Source organism: Dactylosporangium sp. CS-047395 (genome assembly GCF_050942185.1).
Taxonomy (GTDB): Bacteria; Actinomycetota; Actinomycetes; order Mycobacteriales; family Micromonosporaceae; genus Dactylosporangium.
In genome coordinates, this window is the sequence record NZ_CP192015.1 from 8,693,022 (window position 1) to 8,710,257 (window position 17,236).

At 70.1% G+C, this 17,236-nt stretch carries 18 protein-coding genes and 1 tRNA gene; 9 read left to right on the forward strand and 10 right to left on the reverse strand.

Annotation, left to right across the window (positions count from 1 at the left end; genetic code table 11):
* Positions 1-24: 24 nt before the first annotated feature.
* Complete coding sequence (locus ACQP00_RS40570; protein WP_433224148.1) at positions 25-348, forward strand: PadR family transcriptional regulator; 324 nt, start codon at positions 25-27, stop codon at positions 346-348.
* Positions 348-1,394 (forward strand): hypothetical protein, encoded by a 1,047-nt coding sequence (locus ACQP00_RS40575; protein ID WP_433207026.1) that lies wholly within the window; start codon positions 348-350, stop codon positions 1,392-1,394. The genes ACQP00_RS40570 and ACQP00_RS40575 overlap by 1 nt, the downstream gene beginning before the upstream one ends.
* Here the strand turns inward: ACQP00_RS40575 and ACQP00_RS40580 are convergent.
* Positions 1,358-3,640, reverse strand: a complete 2,283-nt coding sequence (locus tag ACQP00_RS40580) for a putative bifunctional diguanylate cyclase/phosphodiesterase (protein WP_433207029.1) — start codon at positions 3,638-3,640, stop codon at positions 1,358-1,360. The two genes, ACQP00_RS40575 and ACQP00_RS40580, sit on opposite strands and share 37 nt — an antisense overlap.
* Positions 3,641-3,768: 128 nt before the next feature.
* Between ACQP00_RS40580 and ACQP00_RS40585 the strand changes: the two genes are divergently transcribed.
* From ACQP00_RS40585 to ACQP00_RS40595, 3 genes are read left to right on the forward strand one after another with little or no spacing between them, the layout of a single operon-like run.
* Positions 3,769-4,215, forward strand: a complete 447-nt coding sequence (locus tag ACQP00_RS40585) for a hypothetical protein (RefSeq protein ID WP_433207032.1) — start codon at positions 3,769-3,771, stop codon at positions 4,213-4,215.
* 33 nt (positions 4,216-4,248) lie between these two features.
* Complete coding sequence (locus ACQP00_RS40590; protein ID WP_433207035.1) at positions 4,249-4,716, forward strand: hypothetical protein; 468 nt, start codon at positions 4,249-4,251, stop codon at positions 4,714-4,716.
* 51 nt (positions 4,717-4,767) lie between these two features.
* Positions 4,768-5,403, forward strand: coding sequence for an acVLRF1 family peptidyl-tRNA hydrolase (locus tag ACQP00_RS40595; protein WP_433207038.1), 636 nt, complete (start codon positions 4,768-4,770; stop codon positions 5,401-5,403).
* Positions 5,404-5,447: 44 nt separating this feature from the next.
* Here ACQP00_RS40595 and ACQP00_RS40600 read toward each other — a convergent pair whose 3' ends face one another.
* Together ACQP00_RS40600 and ACQP00_RS40605 are read right to left on the reverse strand one after the other, a co-directional pair.
* Positions 5,448-8,102, reverse strand: a complete 2,655-nt coding sequence (locus ACQP00_RS40600) for a discoidin domain-containing protein (protein WP_433207041.1) — start codon at positions 8,100-8,102, stop codon at positions 5,448-5,450.
* Between the two features lie 217 nt (positions 8,103-8,319).
* Positions 8,320-10,242 carry a diguanylate cyclase domain-containing protein gene (locus ACQP00_RS40605; RefSeq protein ID WP_433207044.1) on the reverse strand — a complete coding sequence of 641 codons (1,923 nt, stop codon included), beginning with the start codon at positions 10,240-10,242 and terminating at the stop codon, positions 8,320-8,322.
* A 202-nt stretch (positions 10,243-10,444) separates the two neighbouring features.
* On the opposite strand from ACQP00_RS40605, the gene ACQP00_RS40610 reads away from it, so the two are divergent.
* Complete coding sequence (locus ACQP00_RS40610; protein WP_433207047.1) at positions 10,445-11,857, forward strand: diguanylate cyclase domain-containing protein; 1,413 nt, start codon at positions 10,445-10,447, stop codon at positions 11,855-11,857.
* Here the strand turns inward: ACQP00_RS40610 and ACQP00_RS40615 are convergent.
* The 4 genes from ACQP00_RS40615 to ACQP00_RS40630 form a co-directional block, all read right to left on the reverse strand.
* Positions 11,799-12,209 (reverse strand): hypothetical protein, encoded by a 411-nt coding sequence (locus ACQP00_RS40615; protein WP_433207050.1) that lies wholly within the window; start codon positions 12,207-12,209, stop codon positions 11,799-11,801. The two genes, ACQP00_RS40610 and ACQP00_RS40615, sit on opposite strands and share 59 nt — an antisense overlap.
* On the reverse strand, positions 12,203-12,997 hold the full coding sequence (locus tag ACQP00_RS40620; RefSeq protein ID WP_433207053.1) for a hypothetical protein: 795 nt from the start codon (positions 12,995-12,997) through the stop codon (positions 12,203-12,205). Before ACQP00_RS40620 ends, ACQP00_RS40615 begins: the two co-directional genes overlap by 7 nt.
* Positions 12,994-13,290, reverse strand: coding sequence for a hypothetical protein (locus ACQP00_RS40625; RefSeq protein WP_433207056.1), 297 nt, complete (start codon positions 13,288-13,290; stop codon positions 12,994-12,996). The genes ACQP00_RS40620 and ACQP00_RS40625 overlap by 4 nt, the downstream gene beginning before the upstream one ends.
* 65 nt (positions 13,291-13,355) lie before the next feature.
* Entirely contained in the window at positions 13,356-13,751 is a 396-nt protein-coding gene (locus tag ACQP00_RS40630) for a VOC family protein (RefSeq protein WP_433207059.1), read from the reverse strand.
* 94 nt (positions 13,752-13,845) lie between these two features.
* Here ACQP00_RS40630 and ACQP00_RS40635 point away from each other — a divergent pair.
* A tRNA-Pro gene (locus ACQP00_RS40635) sits at positions 13,846-13,919 on the forward strand.
* A gap of 191 nt (positions 13,920-14,110) precedes the next feature.
* Positions 14,111-15,133 (forward strand): restriction endonuclease, encoded by a 1,023-nt coding sequence (locus ACQP00_RS40640; RefSeq protein ID WP_433207062.1) that lies wholly within the window; start codon positions 14,111-14,113, stop codon positions 15,131-15,133.
* Here ACQP00_RS40640 and ACQP00_RS40645 read toward each other — a convergent pair.
* Both ACQP00_RS40645 and ACQP00_RS40650 read right to left on the reverse strand, forming a co-directional pair.
* A complete protein-coding gene (locus ACQP00_RS40645; protein WP_433207065.1) occupies positions 15,104-15,388 on the reverse strand; it encodes a tyrosine-type recombinase/integrase in 285 nt (94 codons plus the stop codon). The two genes, ACQP00_RS40640 and ACQP00_RS40645, sit on opposite strands and share 30 nt — an antisense overlap.
* A gap of 213 nt (positions 15,389-15,601) precedes the next feature.
* A complete protein-coding gene (locus ACQP00_RS40650; RefSeq protein ID WP_433224150.1) occupies positions 15,602-15,769 on the reverse strand; it encodes a helix-turn-helix transcriptional regulator in 168 nt (55 codons plus the stop codon).
* Between the two features lie 309 nt (positions 15,770-16,078).
* Between ACQP00_RS40650 and ACQP00_RS40655 the strand changes: the two genes are divergently transcribed.
* Positions 16,079-16,531, forward strand: a complete 453-nt coding sequence (locus tag ACQP00_RS40655; RefSeq protein ID WP_433207068.1) for a hypothetical protein — start codon at positions 16,079-16,081, stop codon at positions 16,529-16,531.
* A 276-nt stretch (positions 16,532-16,807) separates the two neighbouring features.
* Here ACQP00_RS40655 and ACQP00_RS40660 read toward each other — a convergent pair whose 3' ends face one another.
* A complete protein-coding gene (locus tag ACQP00_RS40660; protein WP_433207071.1) occupies positions 16,808-17,188 on the reverse strand; it encodes a hypothetical protein in 381 nt (126 codons plus the stop codon).
* Between the last annotated feature and the right edge of the window lie 48 nt (positions 17,189-17,236).

A 17,236-nucleotide genomic window follows, 5' to 3' on the forward strand; every position in this document is an offset into this window, starting at 1 on the left:
GCTCCGGCCGTGAAAGCCAAGGCGATGCGGGAGCCGACCTTCCTCATCCTCACCGCGCTCGCGGACGCGCCCCGGCACGGCTACGGCATCCTCCACGAGGTGTCGGCGCTGTCCGGCGGGCGCGTCAGCCTGCTCACCGGGACCCTCTACACCGCATTGGACCGGCTCGCCGCCGAGGGGCTGGTCGAGCAGGACCGGGAGGAGATCGTGGACGGCCGGGCCCGCCGCTACTACCGCCTCACGAGCGCGGGCCTGACCGCCCTGACCGCCGAGACGGCCCGGCTGCGCGAGCTCACCGCGGCGGCCGAGGACCGGCTGCGGCTGGCGCAGGGGCCGAGGACGGCGTGATGGGGTCGCGGCACGGGGGGTACACCCGAATCCTGCGCGTCTATCCGCGCGACTATCCGCGCGACGAGCTGCTCGGCACGCTCCTCGCCGCCGCACCGCCCGGGCGCACCGGCCCCAGCGCGCGGGAGGCCGCCAACCTGCTCCGGCACGGCCTGCGGGCCCGGCTCGGCCGCCCGGGCAGCCGGACCGTCGTGTTCTGGGCGCTCGCGACGGCCCTGATCGGCGGGTTGTTCGGCGCCGCGTTCGCCACCCGGGCCGGCTGGGAGACCGTCCAGCCGCTGCCGGGCGCCGCGCAGACCAGGGCGATGGCCGCCGTGGCCGCGCCGGACGCGCCCTGGGGCAACGCGAGCCGGCCGCCCACCGCCGCCTTCCTCATCTACGGCTCGCCGCTGAGCGTGCACTCCCTGCGCGACCTGCTGCTCGGCGACGGCGGCGAATACGCGCAGGCGACCACCGGCACGTGGGCTCCCGGCGGACCCGGCGCCGACCCGGCCGGCGCGATCGCCGCGGCGAGCGACCACCTGGAGGCCGCCGGCTGGACGGTGTACCCGGCGGTCGACGACGGCGCCGGCGGCTTCACGCTGGTGGCCCGGCGCGGAACCCTGGTGCTCGACCTGGACGCGTACGGTCACTCCACGGCGGACACCACGTTCCTGTCCGCCGAGTTCCAGCGCACCACCCCGGCCGCCGTCTGGCCGTGCGGCATCGCGGGCGGGCTGCTCGCCGGGCTGGCCGCGTTCCTGCTGTTCGGCTGGGCGAGCCGGCGCACCGACGCCGACGAGCACCCGGCGCGCGGCTCGGTGAAGGCGTGCTTCGGGCTGGCGCTGTTGCTGTGGTGGGCGCCGACGCTGTTCGCTGTCCCGCTCATGGTCAAGCACCACCTGGAGATGCCGCACCCGTCGTGGCACCCGATGTGGGAGTGGTTCGGCCAGCCGACGTTCTCCCTGTTCTTCGTGGTCGGCGGCGGGCTCGGGCTGCTGGCGCTGGCGCTGGCCGCGCTGCCCCGCCGCTATCCCCGCGCCGCGACCCGTCCCACGGAGGCCTGACCCAGCGTCGTCAGGTCACCAGCCGGGGCGGGGCGGCCGTAGAGGTACCCCTGCGCGAACTGATAGCCGAGGTCGCGCAGGGCGGCCGCCTGCTCCTCGGTCTCGACTCCCTCCGCGACCGCGCGCAGCCGCAGCCCGTCGGCGATGCCGATGAGCGCCTCGGCGATGACCGACCGGGCGCCGGCCTCGGTCACGTTGTCCACAAAGGACTTGTCCACTTTGAGCACGTCGACCGGGCACGTGCGGAGCAGCCCGAGCGACGAGTGCCCGGTGCCGAAGTCATCCAACGCCACTTGTACTCCCAGCCGCTTCACCTCGTGCAGCTCGTCGAGCGCGGAGCCGCCGTCGAAGACCGCCGTCTCCGTCACCTCGACCATCAGGCACGCCGGCGGCAGCCCGGCCGCGCGCAGCTCGTCGCGCACCCGGCCGGCGAACCCCGACTCGCGCAGCTGGCGGGGGGATACGTTGACGGAGACGTACCGCAGCGCGTCCGGCCCGAGCTCCCGCCGCCACTTCGCCGCCTGCCGGCACGCCTCGGCCAGCACCCACTGCCCGACCGGCACGATGAGCCCGGTCCGCTCGGCCGCCGGGATGAACAGGTCGGGCCGGATCATCCCGCGCTCCGGGTGCTGCCAGCGCACGAGGGCCTCGACGCCCACGGGGGTACCGTCGCCGAGCCGCACGATCGGCTGGTAGAACACGCGCAGCTGCCCGGTGTCGAGCGCGACCCGCAGCTCGGCCGCGATCCGCGCCTGCTCGGCGCCACGCTGGTCCATCGCCTGGTCGTACGCGACCTGGCGGCCCTTGCCCTGCACCTTGGCGGCGTACATGGCGACGTCGGCCCGCCGGATCAACTCCTCGGCGCCGGTCTCCTGGTCACCCACCGCCACGCCGACGCTCGCCTCGACGACCAGCGCATGCCCCGCCGCATCGAGCGGCCGGCGCAGCTCACCGGCGGCGGCGCCGAGGAACACCAGCGCCGAGGGCTCGTCGAAGGCCGGGAACACCAGCGCGTACTCGTCCCCGCCGAGCCGCGCCACCAGCCGCACCTCGCCCGGCTGATCGGCCATCAGCTCCTCCAGCCGCGCCGCGACCGCACGCAGCAGCGCATCCCCGGTGGCGTGCCCGAGGTCGTCGTTGATGGCCTTGAAGTCGTCGATGTCCACCAGCGCGACCGCGACCCGGTGCCCCCGCCCGAGCGCCCCGGCGATGTGCTGAGTGAGCAGCCGCCGGTTGGCCAGATCGGTGAGTGAGTCGTGCCCGGCCTGCCACGCCAGCGACCGCACCAGCCCCGCATTGTCGCGCAGCGCGGTCACCTGACGAGCGGCGACGAGCAGGACCAGGATGACGGTACCGACGGCAACCCCGAGAATGTCCGCCCCCCGCATGGCCGCGTCGCCCAGCAGCAGCACACAGGTCGCGAACACGGCCGCGTACGACACGAACCCCGGCCGCTCCCGCCGCGCCGGAACCAGCGGCGCCACCCGGGCCGCCCGCCGCTGCCGATCGGCCGCAACGCAGAGCACGAGACAGGTGACGGGCAGAATCGTCGGCGTACCGTTGAGATAGGGCCGCGAGGAGAGCAACGGCGCCAACGCCCCACCGAGCGCCCCGACGGCCCCGGCCGAGGCGAGCAGATACAGCGCCCGCCGATCCAACGGCCCGGTCCCGGTGAACGCGATCTTCACGAACGCGAACACGACCACGGCCCCGCAGGCGAGCAACGCCAGGATGGACCGCGCCCCCGACGCGTTGTCCCCCGACCAGGTACGCCAGTCGCTGAGCAGAAAATGCCAGCAGAACGTCAGCACGGTGACGAGGACGGTGGCCGAGTCCAGCCCGAACCGCAGCCACTCCCCGCGACTGCGCCGGGCACCCGGGATGCGCAACAACGCCCACAGCAGCACCGCGAGCCCCACCACGTAGATGGCGGAGGTGAGCGCCCCGACATGCCCCGGCCGCGCGATCCCCCGGAACATGTCCACCCCGTTGCTGACCGCCCCCAGCCCGATGAGCCCCATCCCGAGCGCGACATGCCGCCAGAACCGCGCCGCCCCGGCCGCCATCCCACCGGCACCGGCGGCCTGCAGACACGCCCCCACCGCCAGCCCCACCACGAACGGCACAGCTACCCAACTGACCACAGCCGGCGTCGGATGCAGCAGCCCGACCCCGAACCAGACCTCGGCCAGCAGCGCAAGCCCCGCGGCCGCGACGAGCAGCCGCGTCGGACGCCAGGTCGCCACCGTCTCCACGCCGCCGAGATCGGCATCCGCGCGCCGTTCATGAACATTCCCGCCCGAGGTACTCCCCCACCGACCCCACGCGCACCGTTCGGCCGGGCCCGAACGATCCCGCCAATACGGTCGCCCCCATGGACCTGATCGACGAGGCCGTGGCCGAAGTCCTCGAGCGCGCCCAGCGGTGGCTCGCCTGGAACGGCACCCCCACGCTGTACGACAACAATGCCTGGACGCCGCACAAGGCCATGCGCCGCGTCACCGACCATCTCATCGACCACCTGGCCGAGATCGAGTGCCGCCTCGCCGGCATCGAGACCCTCCCCGACCACTGGCACGGCCGCACCGTCACCACGCACGCCGACCTCGCCCCCTTCACCGAGACCGACCTCGACGAGGCCCGGAGCCGCCTCACCAGGCTCGCCATCTCCTACCGAGCAAGGCTCACCGCCGTCGAGCAGGAACAACTCGACGCAAGGCCGAACGAGGAGACCTGGTCGCTGCGCGAGGTGGTCGAGCACGTCGCCGGGGTCACGTACTACGCCCGAGCGATCGATGGCGGCCGCGACGCCCCTCGATGAAAATGGCGGAAACACCGCCGGTGGGAGGATCCGTTGGGCTACCTGGACCCGCAGACCGAGGGCCCGCAGCGCCCGAGCGAGGAACGCCTGGCCGAGCCCGACGCCGGGGTGCTGTACCTCCGCTCGTACCTGCTCATGCGCGCCGTCATCGGCTTCATCGGCCTCGCGCTGCCCTTCGCGCTCGTGCTCGGCGACCTGGCGCTGGAGGGTGGCAGGCCGCGAGGGTCGCTCAGCGAGTACTTCTACACCGGCATGCGCGACGTCTTCGTCGGCGCGCTGTGCGTGACCGGCCTGTTCCTGCTGACGTACAAGGCGTTCGAGCACAACCTCGACAACCTGCTCAGCCACGTCGCCGGGGTCGCCGCGCTCGGGGTGGCGCTGTTCAGCACCGACCGGACCGAGGGGTCGACGATCGCGCTCACCCCGCTGCAGGAGAAGATGGGCGAGATCCCGCTCATCGGCGAAACCCTGCCATCCTCGGCTTCGGCGCGTCGTGGCTGATGAAAGGACTCGAACTCCGCGTCCTCATCGGCAGCCGCTAGGTTTGTAGCCATGGTGACGGCCAAACCGGCCGCCGGCGGCGGTCGCTGGGTGGAGATCTCGCCCGAGCGCCTGCGTGGCTGGCTCGACGGCTTCTACGGACGCCACCAGGGCGCCGACGAGGCCGGCCTGGTGCTGACCGGCACGAACAACGGCGACCGGGCGACCCTGCACCCGCCGCCCGGCCTCGACGCCGCCGCGGACGTCGACGCCCTGCTGACGGGCCTGCGGCAACCGCCGCGCATCGGGCTGCTGCTGGCCCGCAAGGGCGCGACGGCGGTGGGCATCGCCGACGGTACCGAAATCGCGGCATCGAAGGTGGAGCGCTTCCACGTCCACGGGCGCACCGCGGCGGGCGGATGGTCGCAGCAGCGCTATGCCCGGCGGCGGGACAACCAGTCCGACGCCGTCGCCCAGAAGTCCGCCGACATCGCCGAGCGCGTGCTGCTGCCCGAGGTGGCGACGCTGCACGCCCTCGTCTGCGGCGGCGACCGCGGCCTCGTCGACGCCATCCTGGCCGACAAGCGCCTCGCCGCCCTGGCCGCGCTGCGCCACCCGCGCCTGCTCGAGGTCGCCGAGCCGCGGCTGACCGTCCTGGAGGAGGCCGCGGTCGCCGCGCGCAAGGTGCGCATCCACCTCGTGCCATAAAAAAAGCGGGCCGCCCCGAAGGACGGCCCGCTCCTGCAAGCGAGTTACGGGTAGTTGATCACGTTGGACGGCGAGACGTTGGACGCCTGCGCCGGTGCCCCCGTGTCGTTGATGACGTGGGTGATGGAGCCCTTGCCCAGCGACACCGTCAGGATGTTGTGGAACTTGACGTTCGCGTTCACCGGTGCCTCGTACGAGTGGTACGCGGCGATGGACGAGTCCGTCGTGAACACGCAGTAGCTGCCCATGCCCCACGCCTCGTGCGAGGTGACGTTGTTGGCGACCTTGTAGGCGGCGTAGCCGGTGATCCCGTCGTGGGACCAGGCGGCGGCCGACGGCGGGTCGTACGGCAGCTCGTTCTGGAAGAAGATGGTCTTGCCGCCGTTGCCGTTCCAGATCACGTTGTACTTCTCGAAGTGCTCGACGAACAACCCGTACGCGGTCACGTTCTGGCCGTTGACGATCAGACCGGTGTCGGAGGGGTTGGACGTCCAGCCGGCCCCGTCACCGTGGTCGGCCCGCCACGACCAGATGTGGTCGATGATGGTGTTGTTGTTGTTGACGACCATGGCGTTGGTGACCTTCGCCGCGCCCGCGCCGCCGACGCGCAGGAACACGTCGGAGATCAGGTTCGGGGCACCGGCGTGGTTGCCGGAGGCACCGTTCGGGCCGACCTGCAGCAGGGCCGGGGAGTTGGTCGGGCCCGCGTCGAACAGCAGCGACGCGATCTTCACGCCGTCGACGTCGCCGACGGCCATCGGCAGCGCGCCGTTGTCGGCCACGATCGTGGCGTAGCCGAGGCCGAGGACCACGGTGTTGGCCCGGTTGATGTTCACCGTGGAGTTCAGGTGGTACACACCCGGGGTGAACAGCAGGTTCAGGCCCTGCGCGACCGCCTGGTTCAGCGTCGCCGCGCTCACGCCCGGCTTCGCCACGTAGAACTGGTTGATCGACAGCGACGTGCCCGGGGTCTGACCGTTGATCCAGGTCGCGCCGCTCGAGTTCGTGCGCAGCGACGGGACGAACACGCGGTAGGCGCCGGAGGAGTCGGCGTACAGGTAAGGCTTCTCCTGCGTCACCGGCGAGGTGGCCAGCGTGGTGTACGGCGGGTTCGGGAAGCTGTTCGCCGGAGCGCCCTGCACGCCGGAGAACACCATGTTCCACACGGAGCCGTTCCAGCTGCCGATGGTGGAGTCACGGGTGAACCACTGCTGCTGCGAGCAGGGGTTGATGTTGCCGCTGACCCGCGAGTCGGCGATGTAGCCGCCGGACGCCCAGCCACAGTTCGGGCTGGCGAGGGTCATGCCGCCGTGGATGTCCATGCGGCGGAACGGCGCGGCCTGCGCGACGGCCCAGCGGTCGACGCCCGAGACCGGGTAGACCGACAGGTTCTCGGCCGAGCGCCAGAAGTTCTGGGTCGCGTTGCCCTGGAACCAGCCCGCGTCGACCGTGATGTCGCCGTGGATCTGCACGTCCTGCGGGTTCTGGCCGAGGCCGTTGATCGAGGTGTAGAAGCCGATCTGGGCGTTCAGGCCGCTGTACGAGCCCGGCTTGAACAGGAACTGGTACCGCTGGGTGCCGAACTGGTTGGTCTCCTGCTGGGTGAAGATCTGGTCCAGCTTGGCCTGGATGGTGGCGGAGGACTGGCTCGGGTCGAACACGATGACGTTCGAGCCCAGGTCACCGCCGCCCGGCAGGGTGCCGGTCGGGGTCGGGGTGGGGCTGGTCGGCGGGGTCGGCGACGAGGTGGTCGGGCTCGTGCCGCCGGTGTTCACGATGAACTCCCAGGCCGAGTAGCCGTAGCCGGTGCCGCGGGCGGTGCCGTACAGGCGAACCCAGCGACCGGAGCCGCTCAGCCCGCTGAGCACCTGGTTGCCGCCGGTGCCCCCGGTGACCGTCTTGATGGTCGTCCAGTTGGCGTTGTCGGTCGAGGTCTGGATCTGGAAGTCCTTGCCGTAGGCGGCCTCCCAGTTGATCGTGACCTGGCAGATCGACTGCACGGAGCCGAGGTCCACGCGCAGCCACTGCGGGTCGCTCGCGGCGCTCGACCAGCGGGTGCCGCCGTTGCCGTCGACCGCCGAGGAGGCCGGGGTGCCGGCGTTCTCGGTGCTCGACGCGTCGGCCGTCTTGCCCAGGGCGGCGTTGGTGGTCGTGTTGCACGGGCCGCCGGTCGGGTTGGTTCCGGTGAAGGAGCCGAAGACCTGCATCTCGTACAGCGAGTAGCCGTAGCCCGTCGCGCGGGTCGTGCCGTACATCCGCACGTAGCGGCCGCTACCGGTCACGGACAGCGTCTGCGTGCCGCCGGTGCCCGTCGTGGTCGAGTAGACGCTCGTCCACGTGTTGCCGTCGGCCGAGGTCTGGATCTGGAAGGACTTGCCGTAGGCGGCCTCCCAGAACAGCTTGACCTGCGAGATCGAAGCGGTCTGGCCCAGGTCGACCCGGATCCACTGCGGGTCGGAGAACGCGCTGGCCCAGCGGGTGGCGGTGGTGTTGCCGTCGAACGCGGCGGACGCGGGGGTGCCGCCGTTCTCGTCGGACGACGACAGGGCCGGCTTGCCCTGCGAGATGAGGGTGTCGGCGGCCGAGGCGGACAGGGTGGTGGTGATCGCGTACGTCGCCAGCACCACGAGCGTGGCGGCGGCGGCGAGGATCAGATTTCGGCGGCGGCGGTTCGCCGTTGGCGGTGCGGCGGTGTGCATCACTGCTCCTGTGTCAGGGCATGGCGGCAGCCGGACGGCCCACCGCGGGGGTGCGGTGGACGTGACGCTTGTGTTCCGGCCGACGGGGTGTCAGGCTCACCAGACCGGGAACGGGCGGCCCGGGAACCGGGGTGGGGCTCGGAGAGCGCTCTCCAAGGACGAGAGTTATCCGTAGCAGCCCCGGTGTCAAGAGGGCTACGGTTCCGGAACTGAAAATCTAGAGAGCGCTCTCTAGCAGTGAGCCCTCGGATCGAACCCTGTAGTCGATCCCGGCCTCCCGCACGAATGCGGCCACGGCCTCGGCGAACGCAACCGATCGGGTGCCCTCGATCCCGGCGAATACCGGATCGACGATCAACGCCGTGAAGGGAAGAGCCGAGAGCAGATCCAGCCGTACCGTGCCGGTGCCCGTCTGATCCAGCGCCAGCCCGAACCCGGCCGCCCGCAGCTCCCCCATGGCCCGCCCGACCGCCCCGTCGCCGGCCAGCTGAGCCGCCGGAAGCGCCAGCGTCAGCCCCGCCGGCTCCAGCCCCGCCTCGGCGAGCAACGCCCCCAGCTCGGCCGCGAAGCCGGGCGACACCAGCGCGGCCCGCCCCACCTCCAGCGTGAACGGCGGCCGGGCCTCGGCGATCGCCCGCCGCAGATCGGCCAGACGCGACTGGGGCGTCATGAGCAAACCGCTCAAATCCGGCGTGTACCGCGCGTGCGTGCCCTTCCCCCGCCGCTTCGCCGCGTACATCGCGATGTCGGCGTGGCGCAGCAGGTCCTGAGCCCCGTCCTCGCCGTCGCGGGCCGCCACCCCGACACTGGCCGTCACGGTGAGCACATGACCGTGGGTGTGCACCGGCGGCGCGAGCTCGGCCAGAATCCGCTCCGCGATCGCGTCGAGGCCGTCCTGGTCGTGGGCATCGTCGGCGTTCAGCACCAGGACCGCGAACTCGTCGCCGCCCAGGCGGGCCACCAGGTCGGCCGGGCGGACCGCGGCGCGCAGCCGGCGCCCGACCTCGATCAGCAGCCCGTCGCCGACCGGGTGGCCGAGGGTGTCGTTGACCGCCTTGAAGTCGTCCAGGTCGACCAGGATGGCCGCGGTCGCGTGCTCGAGGCACTCGTTGAACAGCGCGCGGTTCGGCAGCCCGGTGAGCGCGTCGTGGGTGGCCTGCTCGCGCAAGAGCCGCTGGTGCTCGCGCAGCGACCGCACCAGCCCGTCGTTGTCCCGGAAGGCGAGCAGTTGGCGCGCGACGACGGCCCCGGTGGCCACCACCGCCCCGACGAGCACCGGCAGGCTTCCGGTGTCGTTGACCGCCACGGCCACCAGCAGCAGGTTGACCGCGGCGACGGCCAGGTAGGGCAGCACGGAGTACGGCCGCCGCCGGTCGACCGTCACCGCCTGCGCACGTCCGGCCCGCCGCGCCTGCAGGATGCCCGCTACCGCGACCATGAGCGCCTCGCACATGGTGACGAGGTCCGACAGGCCGGCGAGACGGGGATTGGGCAGGATCGGTACCAACGCGGAACCGACGGAACCGATCAGGACCACAAGGGCCAGCGCGCGCAGGGCGGCGCCGTCGACGGCGGCGGTCCCGGCGAGGATCAGCTTCACCACCGCCAGCACGGCGAGCAGGCACAGCACGCACAGGACCAGCAGCCCGAACACCTTCGGCAGCGGCTCGTCGGTGATCGGGCGCAACACGAAGTGCCACAGGAACGTCGCCGAGCACACCAGCACCGTGAACGCGTCGAGTCCCAGCCGCAGCCAGTGGCTGCGCCCGCGGACCCGGGTCGGCAGCCGGAGCAGGGCCCAGAGCACCAGCAGCAGCGCCACGGCGAGCAGGGCGACGGCGGCGTAGAGCAGCGGCCCGGACCTTCGCCCGCCGAGGCTCGCCTCGGTGAACGGCCCGGTCGACGGCGCGATGAGCAGCGCGGCGATCGCGAGGTGCCGCCAGAACCGGCGCCCGCGCGGATCGAGCCCGGGTGTGTCGGCCGCGGCCAGCAGGTACGCGCCGCCGATGGCGATCCCGATCGCGCCCGGCAGCCAGCCCAGGAACAGGGGCGCGTCGAACCCGGCGAGCCGCACGAGGGCCCAACCGGCGGCGACGGCGAACAGGGGCGAGTACACGGCGAGCAGCCGGTTGGTCTTCACCGCCCGTCATCACCGCCTTCGCCCCCGGCCGGCGCAGTTCCGGCCGCCATACCTTCGGCCGACCCAGTGCCGAGATGAGCGGTATCGCCCACCCCATCGCGGGCGGTGCGGACAGGGTAGCGCCCGGTACGCGACGCGATCCAGTATGCCGGAAAAGTGGATCATTACTCAGTTTGCCGCCGGGACGGCCGATAGCGCGGGCATGACCGGTGTGTTCGGGCCCCCGAGAGCGCTCGATGGGCGGATCCGCTGGTTGTTCTTCGTGTTCGGGGTCTTCTGCCTGGTTCTGGTCCTGCCCCGGGCCTACGCCGGCGAGACCGCCGCCCTGCCCGCCCGCATCGCGAGTGCCGTGACCGCGGTGGCCCTCGGCGGATGGTGGCTGCACCGGTACCCGCGGGAGAGCTTTCCGGCCTGGTCCGCCCTCCCGGAGGCGGCCGCCCTCGCCGTCATCGGCCTCGGCCTGCACGACTGGACCGGCACCCTGGGCCTGGCCTGCGTCTGCGTCGCGTACCGCGGACTCTACGGCCCCTGGCGGCACGTCCTCGCCTACACCGTGGCGACCCTCGCGGCGGTGACGGGCACGGTCGCCCTGACCGAACCGGCCAAGGTGGGGGCGATGTTGATGCAGGCACCGGGAGTACCGGCGCTGGCTCTTTTCACCGCCGTGATCGCCGAAACCACGCGGCGCCAGGAGCGCGCCGCCGCCCGGGAGCGGGTCTTCGCCCGGCTCGGCGCGTCGCTGGGCACCACCGCCGACGCGCGGGTCGTGGGCCGGCACACCGTCGAGGCGGCCGTCGGGCTGCTGACCGGCGCACCGGGCGCGTGGGCGGCCACCGTCGACCCGTCCGAGCAGATCACCGCCGTGGCCGGCCCGGCTCCCGCGACCCTCTTCGCCGGCGCCCCGGGTGCCCGCTCGGAGGGCTTCGCGCTGCGGGTCGCGAACGTCCGGTACGGCACCCTGCTGGCCGGCGCCGACCGGGGCCTGCCGGCCGAGGCCCGCCCGGCCCTGGAGTCGCTGGCCGCCCAGTCCGCCCTGGGCCTGGCCAACGCCGAACGCGCGGCGGCCCTGCACCACCAGTCCTTCCACGACGCCCTGACCGGCCTCGCGAACCGCCAGCTGCTGCGCGAACACCTGACCCGCGCGATCGCCCGCGCCCGCCGCGGCAGCCCGGTCGCGGTCGTGCTGATCGACGTGGACGGCTTCCGCAAGGTCAACGACACGTACGGCCACGCCACCGGCGACCAGCTCCTCGCCGCCGTGGCCCACCGCATCCGCGAGGCCATCCGCGGCGCCGACGTGGCCGCCCGCCTGGGTGGCGACGAGTTCGCGGTCATCCTGGACGGCATGGGCACGGCCGCGGACGCGGTCCACGTGGCCGCCCGCCTCTCCGCCGCGATCCGCGCCCCGCTCCAGGTCGCCGGCGTCGACCTGACCCCGAGCGCCGGCATCGGCGTGGCGTGCTGGCGCAACCACGCCGAGATCGACCAGCTCCTGCACGACGCGGACACGGCCATGCAGGCGGCCAAGCAGGCCGGTGCGGGCCGCCTGGGCGTCTTCACCGACGGCACGGCGAAGGTCGTGGCCGCCCCCATAGCTCCCGTTTCAGCGCTCTGATCTGTTGTTCCTGGTCCTGTATCAGGTGCCGCGCGGCCTGTTCGACATCGCTTCCGGTGGCACCGTTGATCTCGACGCGCCACTGGCGCATGCCGGTTACTTGGATCTTGACGGTGCCGGACTGTCCACATGCGACGATTGCGGCGCGGCGCCGCACGTACTCCTCGGCGCGCCATCCGATCGGCCTCGGCTCTCTGGTCAGCCCAGCGTGCCGCAACGTCTCGCGCGTCCGCGCCGCCCACAATGCGCGCGCGAGCGCTTCCAAGTCTCGCGCGTTCGGGTTCGCGGCGTCGATGGTGATGGTGATTCCATCGAGCGTCGCGGTCATCCCGCGCAGGTGGACGGTCACCATCCGAACAGCTCCGGCCGGTCTGTCATGGCCGCGTTCGTCACGCGAAGCGCTTTTCTTACCGCGTCCTGCTTCTCGTGGATGTGTGCGCGCAGCTGGGTGATCGCCTCGCGTACCCGGTCAGCCACCTCGCTCGGTACGTCGGCGGTGAACGTGGTCTGCGGCGCCTCGGCCGGCCCGGTAGCCGCCACCACTTGGGCGAGTCCGGCGACACCTCCAGCCGCGAGGGACAGTCCCCCGGTCACGGGCACCGCCGCGACCGCGGCAACCGCCGCGACGACGGTGAAGGTGACCGTCCACTCGGTGCGCGTACAGTCACCGCACGCCGCCATGGCCGCCAGCCCCTGCTCGCCGATCTGATCGGCGTCCTGCCGCGCCCGCGCCCAGATCTCCTGCTCAGCCTGGAGCGCGGAGCGCAGCACCACGCCCACGGTGTACTGATTCTTGATGAACGCGGGCCACGGCTCGACGAACCCGCGCTTGAACTTATCGGCCGCCTCCCCGGTCCAATTACGCAGCGCCACGCCGAGGTTCCGCAGCTCGGCATTCGCTCGCGCGTCGCCGTCCCCAGTGGACAGTCCACTGAGGACGTAATCGAGGTGATGCAACTTGGCGTCGTACGATCGCGGATCGGGGAATCCGGTCAGTGGACGGAACGCCTCGGGCAGGTCGGCGAACTCTTTCTCGATGGCGCGCATGCGGTAGTAGCCGTCCGCCCCACCGGCCGATGCCACGCCGACCGCCAGATCGCGCATGTCTTCGGCGTGCTGCATGAGCATCGCGTACGTCACCGCTGCGCCCCATTGGGGAGATCGTTGACCAGCCTCGTCCGGAGCTCTTGTGCCGCCGCTTCGTCGGCCTGCTCGTATCTCGCGACGGCAGCCGTCACACCGTCGGCGGCTTCTGCTATCTGCGCGGCCGCAGTGGCGAGAACGCTGATCAGTTGCCGGCGGAGCGAGGTCCATTCGGCTTCGTCATGCGGTACAAGCGAAAGTTCCTCAGCCGCTCGCTCGTAAATCCCGGCGAGCGCGGGCAGCTGCACCCGGCCGGCCCGCCACAATTCCAACAACTCCACACCCAACACGGCTGCGGACGCTAGGCGCTCGGCAGCCTTGATCGCTCGGGCGATTCGCGCCTTTTGTGCAGCTTCTATCTGGGTCCGAGCAGGTCCCAGCGGTTTCCGGAGATGTCGCGGAACACCACGATTCGGCCGTACTCCTCTACTCGGGGTGAGCCTTCGATCACCACATGATGTTCTTTCAGCTTTGCGAAGGCCGCGTCGAAGTCGTCGACGCGGAGGAAGAACCCGACCCGGCCGGCGGCCTGCTCCCCTACCCCTTGCCGCTGGCGCTCCCCGTCCGCTTGGGCGAGCAGAATGCCGGTCTGCGCGCCGGGCGGCCGGACGACCACCCAGCGCTTGGCCCTAGCGCCGACACTGGTCACCGAGGGTGAGTCCTCGACCAGCTCGAACCCGAGCACTTCGACGAAGAACGCGATGGCCGGGTCATACGCGTCCACCACGATGGTGACCAGCTCAAGCCGCATTCGCGCAGCGTAACCCGGGAGCGGGATACTGCGTGGTCGGCGGCTGCGGGGATGCGCTACGCTGTACCGGCTGCCCACGCGAGTGGTGTGGCACCGGGACATAGCGCAGCTTGGTAGCGCACTTGACTGGGGGTCAAGGGGTCGTGGGTTCGAATCCCGCTGTCCCGACACGCGAGAAGGGCCGTTGACGCTGGGCGAAAGTCCAGGTCAACGGCCCTTTGGCGATGCTTGTCAAATGCCACCAGTGGATCTCGTCGGCTTAGCGCTGGGGACCACTTGGGGACCAGACTCAACATTCCAAACTTGGTTGCGACGGGGCTGGAGGACGGATGCCACGGAGCGGGCGTGACCTTGAGGAGATGGTTCGCGATCTTGAGCGCCTTCTGGCCGGCGCGCCGGTAGAGGTCAAGTCGCCGGATTACATAACCGGAAAACTGACTCGACGGCGGCGCGAGATCGACGTTTCGGTTCGCGCGAAGGTCGGAACCGTCCCCATGCTCGGCATAATCGAGTGTCGCAAGCGGAAAGACCGACAGGACTCCAGGTGGATTGAGCAACTGGTCACGAAGATGGAAGATGTAGGAGCGAGCCGCGTCGTGGCGGTGTCCGCGAAGCCTTTCACTTCCGGCGCCGTGTCCCTCGCAGCCGCCAAGAACATCGAGCTTCGAACCTTCTCAGAGGTTACAACCTCATTCCTCCTGAGCTGGATTCTTCCTCTATTCAACAAGAATCGCGACTTCTCTGCCGAATGGACGGACCTACACGTCGCGTTGCGCAGGCCGCCCGAAGCGCCGACGACGGCGCCCCCTGAAATACCCTCGGAATCATGGCAGGTAGAGCAAAGAGTAGACGCTCCGCTGTTTGCCCTACCGGATGGATCAAAGTGGACCTTGAATGACATCTTCTTCAAAGATATCCTGTTCAAGGCTGCTCTGGCCTTTCCGAAAGGTCAGAGCGAATGGCGGACTTCTGCCGCTCGGGATTTTTCTGGCCCCGTCTTTTACACCATGCAAACGCCCCACGGCGCTTGCGAGGTAGTCCGAGTTTCAGCTGACATATTTTTGAAAATGAGCCAGTCTCCGATAGAAATCGAAAAGGCGTACGAGTACGCGGGCGAGTACGGCGTCTTAAGCCACAGCGCGACAGCAACTTCGAACCATGGTGGCATTCCGGTTGAGTACGGGATACATGCGCCGAGCGACGGGCAGCGCGCTTACGTTACAGTCCGACGCACCGATAACAACGATGATCGAATTCTAGCTATCGGCTTCCCAGCACCGGATCAGTCGCCCCTACAAGTACATCCGAGACGGACGCCTCCACAGAGAGCGACTGATCATCAAACCGGCGACTCAGGACGATGCTGCGAGTTTGCCCACTGATAGATGCGCGCTCAATGCCTCTCCCGCAGCATCTATCGAACGGTGATCGGGGTGTAGGTAGCACTGTGTCGCAGTGATCGACCCATGCCCAGCAATCTTCCGCAGGACGTGGACCGGTACCCCCGCGTCGGCGAGCCATGTTAGGCCGGTGTGCCGTAGGTCGTGGCGGCGCAGGTGCTCGAATCCGAGCGTCTCCACCACCTCGTCCCAGTGCGTGGCGTCGCGCAGTACCGCCGAGGCGCATGGTCGCGGCATTGGGGTCGACACCGCCGCGCGCCGCGCGTTGCATGGCCTCGATCCAGCTTTGCGCGGCCTCGGTGTCGTCGTGAGCCTCGGACTTGGAGCGCCGTTGGCCGGTGTGCGGGTCGACCCATCGAACCCTTGCCCGGTAAGGCTTCGCGCGGTCGGGGCGGTGCTCGACGTCGGCGGCCAGGTCCACGCCGATCGGTGGCATCTGCGGTGCGGCCATCAGGCCGCCTCGGGCACGACGCGCAGGCCGTCGAGCCAGCGCTCGACGTCCTCGGGCCGGTACTTGGTGACCCGCTCGGAGATCTGGATGAACGGGGGTCCCTGCACCGGGCGGGCGGTGCGCCACCGGCGGATCGTTGACGGGTCGACGTCGAGCAGCTCGGCCAGGTCTCAGTGCTGAGCAGTCGCCGGGCGGCGGTCACGGTGGCCCCCTCGTGGCTCGATGCGTTGTGCGGCTTCAGGGCGCCGGAGAGCGCCGGTTGGGCATCGGTCGGTCGGCCGCAGGGCGCATGGCCGATTCGGGCTGAGAGGCTCTGGCGGGCCGCTGTACGGCCCGTAGTGTCAAGATCTTACGCATGTCTATGTCTTCCCATAGCGTCAATCCGCATGGTGCGGCACCGGGCTGGCGGCCCTCGACTTTAGGCCTTGTGGAGTCGTGTACGACTCTGTACTGTGCGGAGTCGTACACGACATCACATGGAGATGTTCATGACGGATTCAGCGCGAAGTGAAGTTGTGCAAGCTATCGCGGATGCGGAGGCACTGGTTCTCCGGCTGCGCGGAGTTCTCGCGACGATGGACGGCGAGCCAACGATCGATCTAGGACGTCAAGGGAGGTGGACAAAGGGCGAGGTGGCGGCACTCTGGGAGCGGGTGAAGCACCTTACCGGCGTCAAGGCGCTCTTCGAGATCACCGCGAGCAGACCAGGCGAGCAGGTAACGTTTGGCGAACTGCTTGCGCACTCCCAGCTCGACCAGCAGCAACAGCGCAATGAGCATGCCCGTATGAGCCGCATCGCCAGCGAACTGTTCGGCGCCAAGCGGTGGCCGATCGAAAACTGGCAAGGCTCGTCCGACGAGATGATCTACCGGATGCCCGACGGCATCGCGGCGTGGTGTCGCAATATCGCCGGGTTCGGCCCGAGCTGACAATCGACGGTTGTGTTTGTACGCCTGGCTAGGACGCTTACCCCAGTTGACTGGGTCGAAGTCGTGCGCGGCGACCATAGCGAGTGCGGCGTTGAGATTCATCGCAAATTCAGCGCTCGATCTACGGACTGAAGTCTAGCCCGGCAGCAGCCTCGCCAGACCCGGGGAGTCTGAACTGATGCAGGCGATCAGCTTCTGCCGCACCGTCTGTCTGCTTCTGCAGACCGGCGAGAAGCGAGAGCGCGTCGTGGTCGCCGCGGTCAACAGCCTGCAGGCCTAGGCGTCGCTGAACCACACGTTCTGAACCGCTGTCAGCTCCGGCAGACCCGAAAGGCCGGCAACAGCATGCACGCGCTCGACCATACCGACGAGCAAGGCGAAGCTGGCGCAACGACGGGCACAGGCGGCAAGGTCGTCCTCATCCCACCCACCAGCGGTAGCCGAGCGATCGAACGCGTTATCGACGACCGGCCCGACGGCCAGATCCTGCGCAATGCCTTCCCAGGCGAATGGACCGTGACGCCGCCACAGACGAGAGTCCGGTGACTGGTCATGTACGCCCAGGATGGCGGCAGGTCGGCTCGAGCGGTCATATCCCAGCGCCGCACCGGGAGATTCGGACTCCCCCGTGCTCGGGTTCACGGTGTAGACGCGCACGGGCCCGCGCATCGTCCGATCTGCCCGGGATCTCGACAGTCCGTGTGC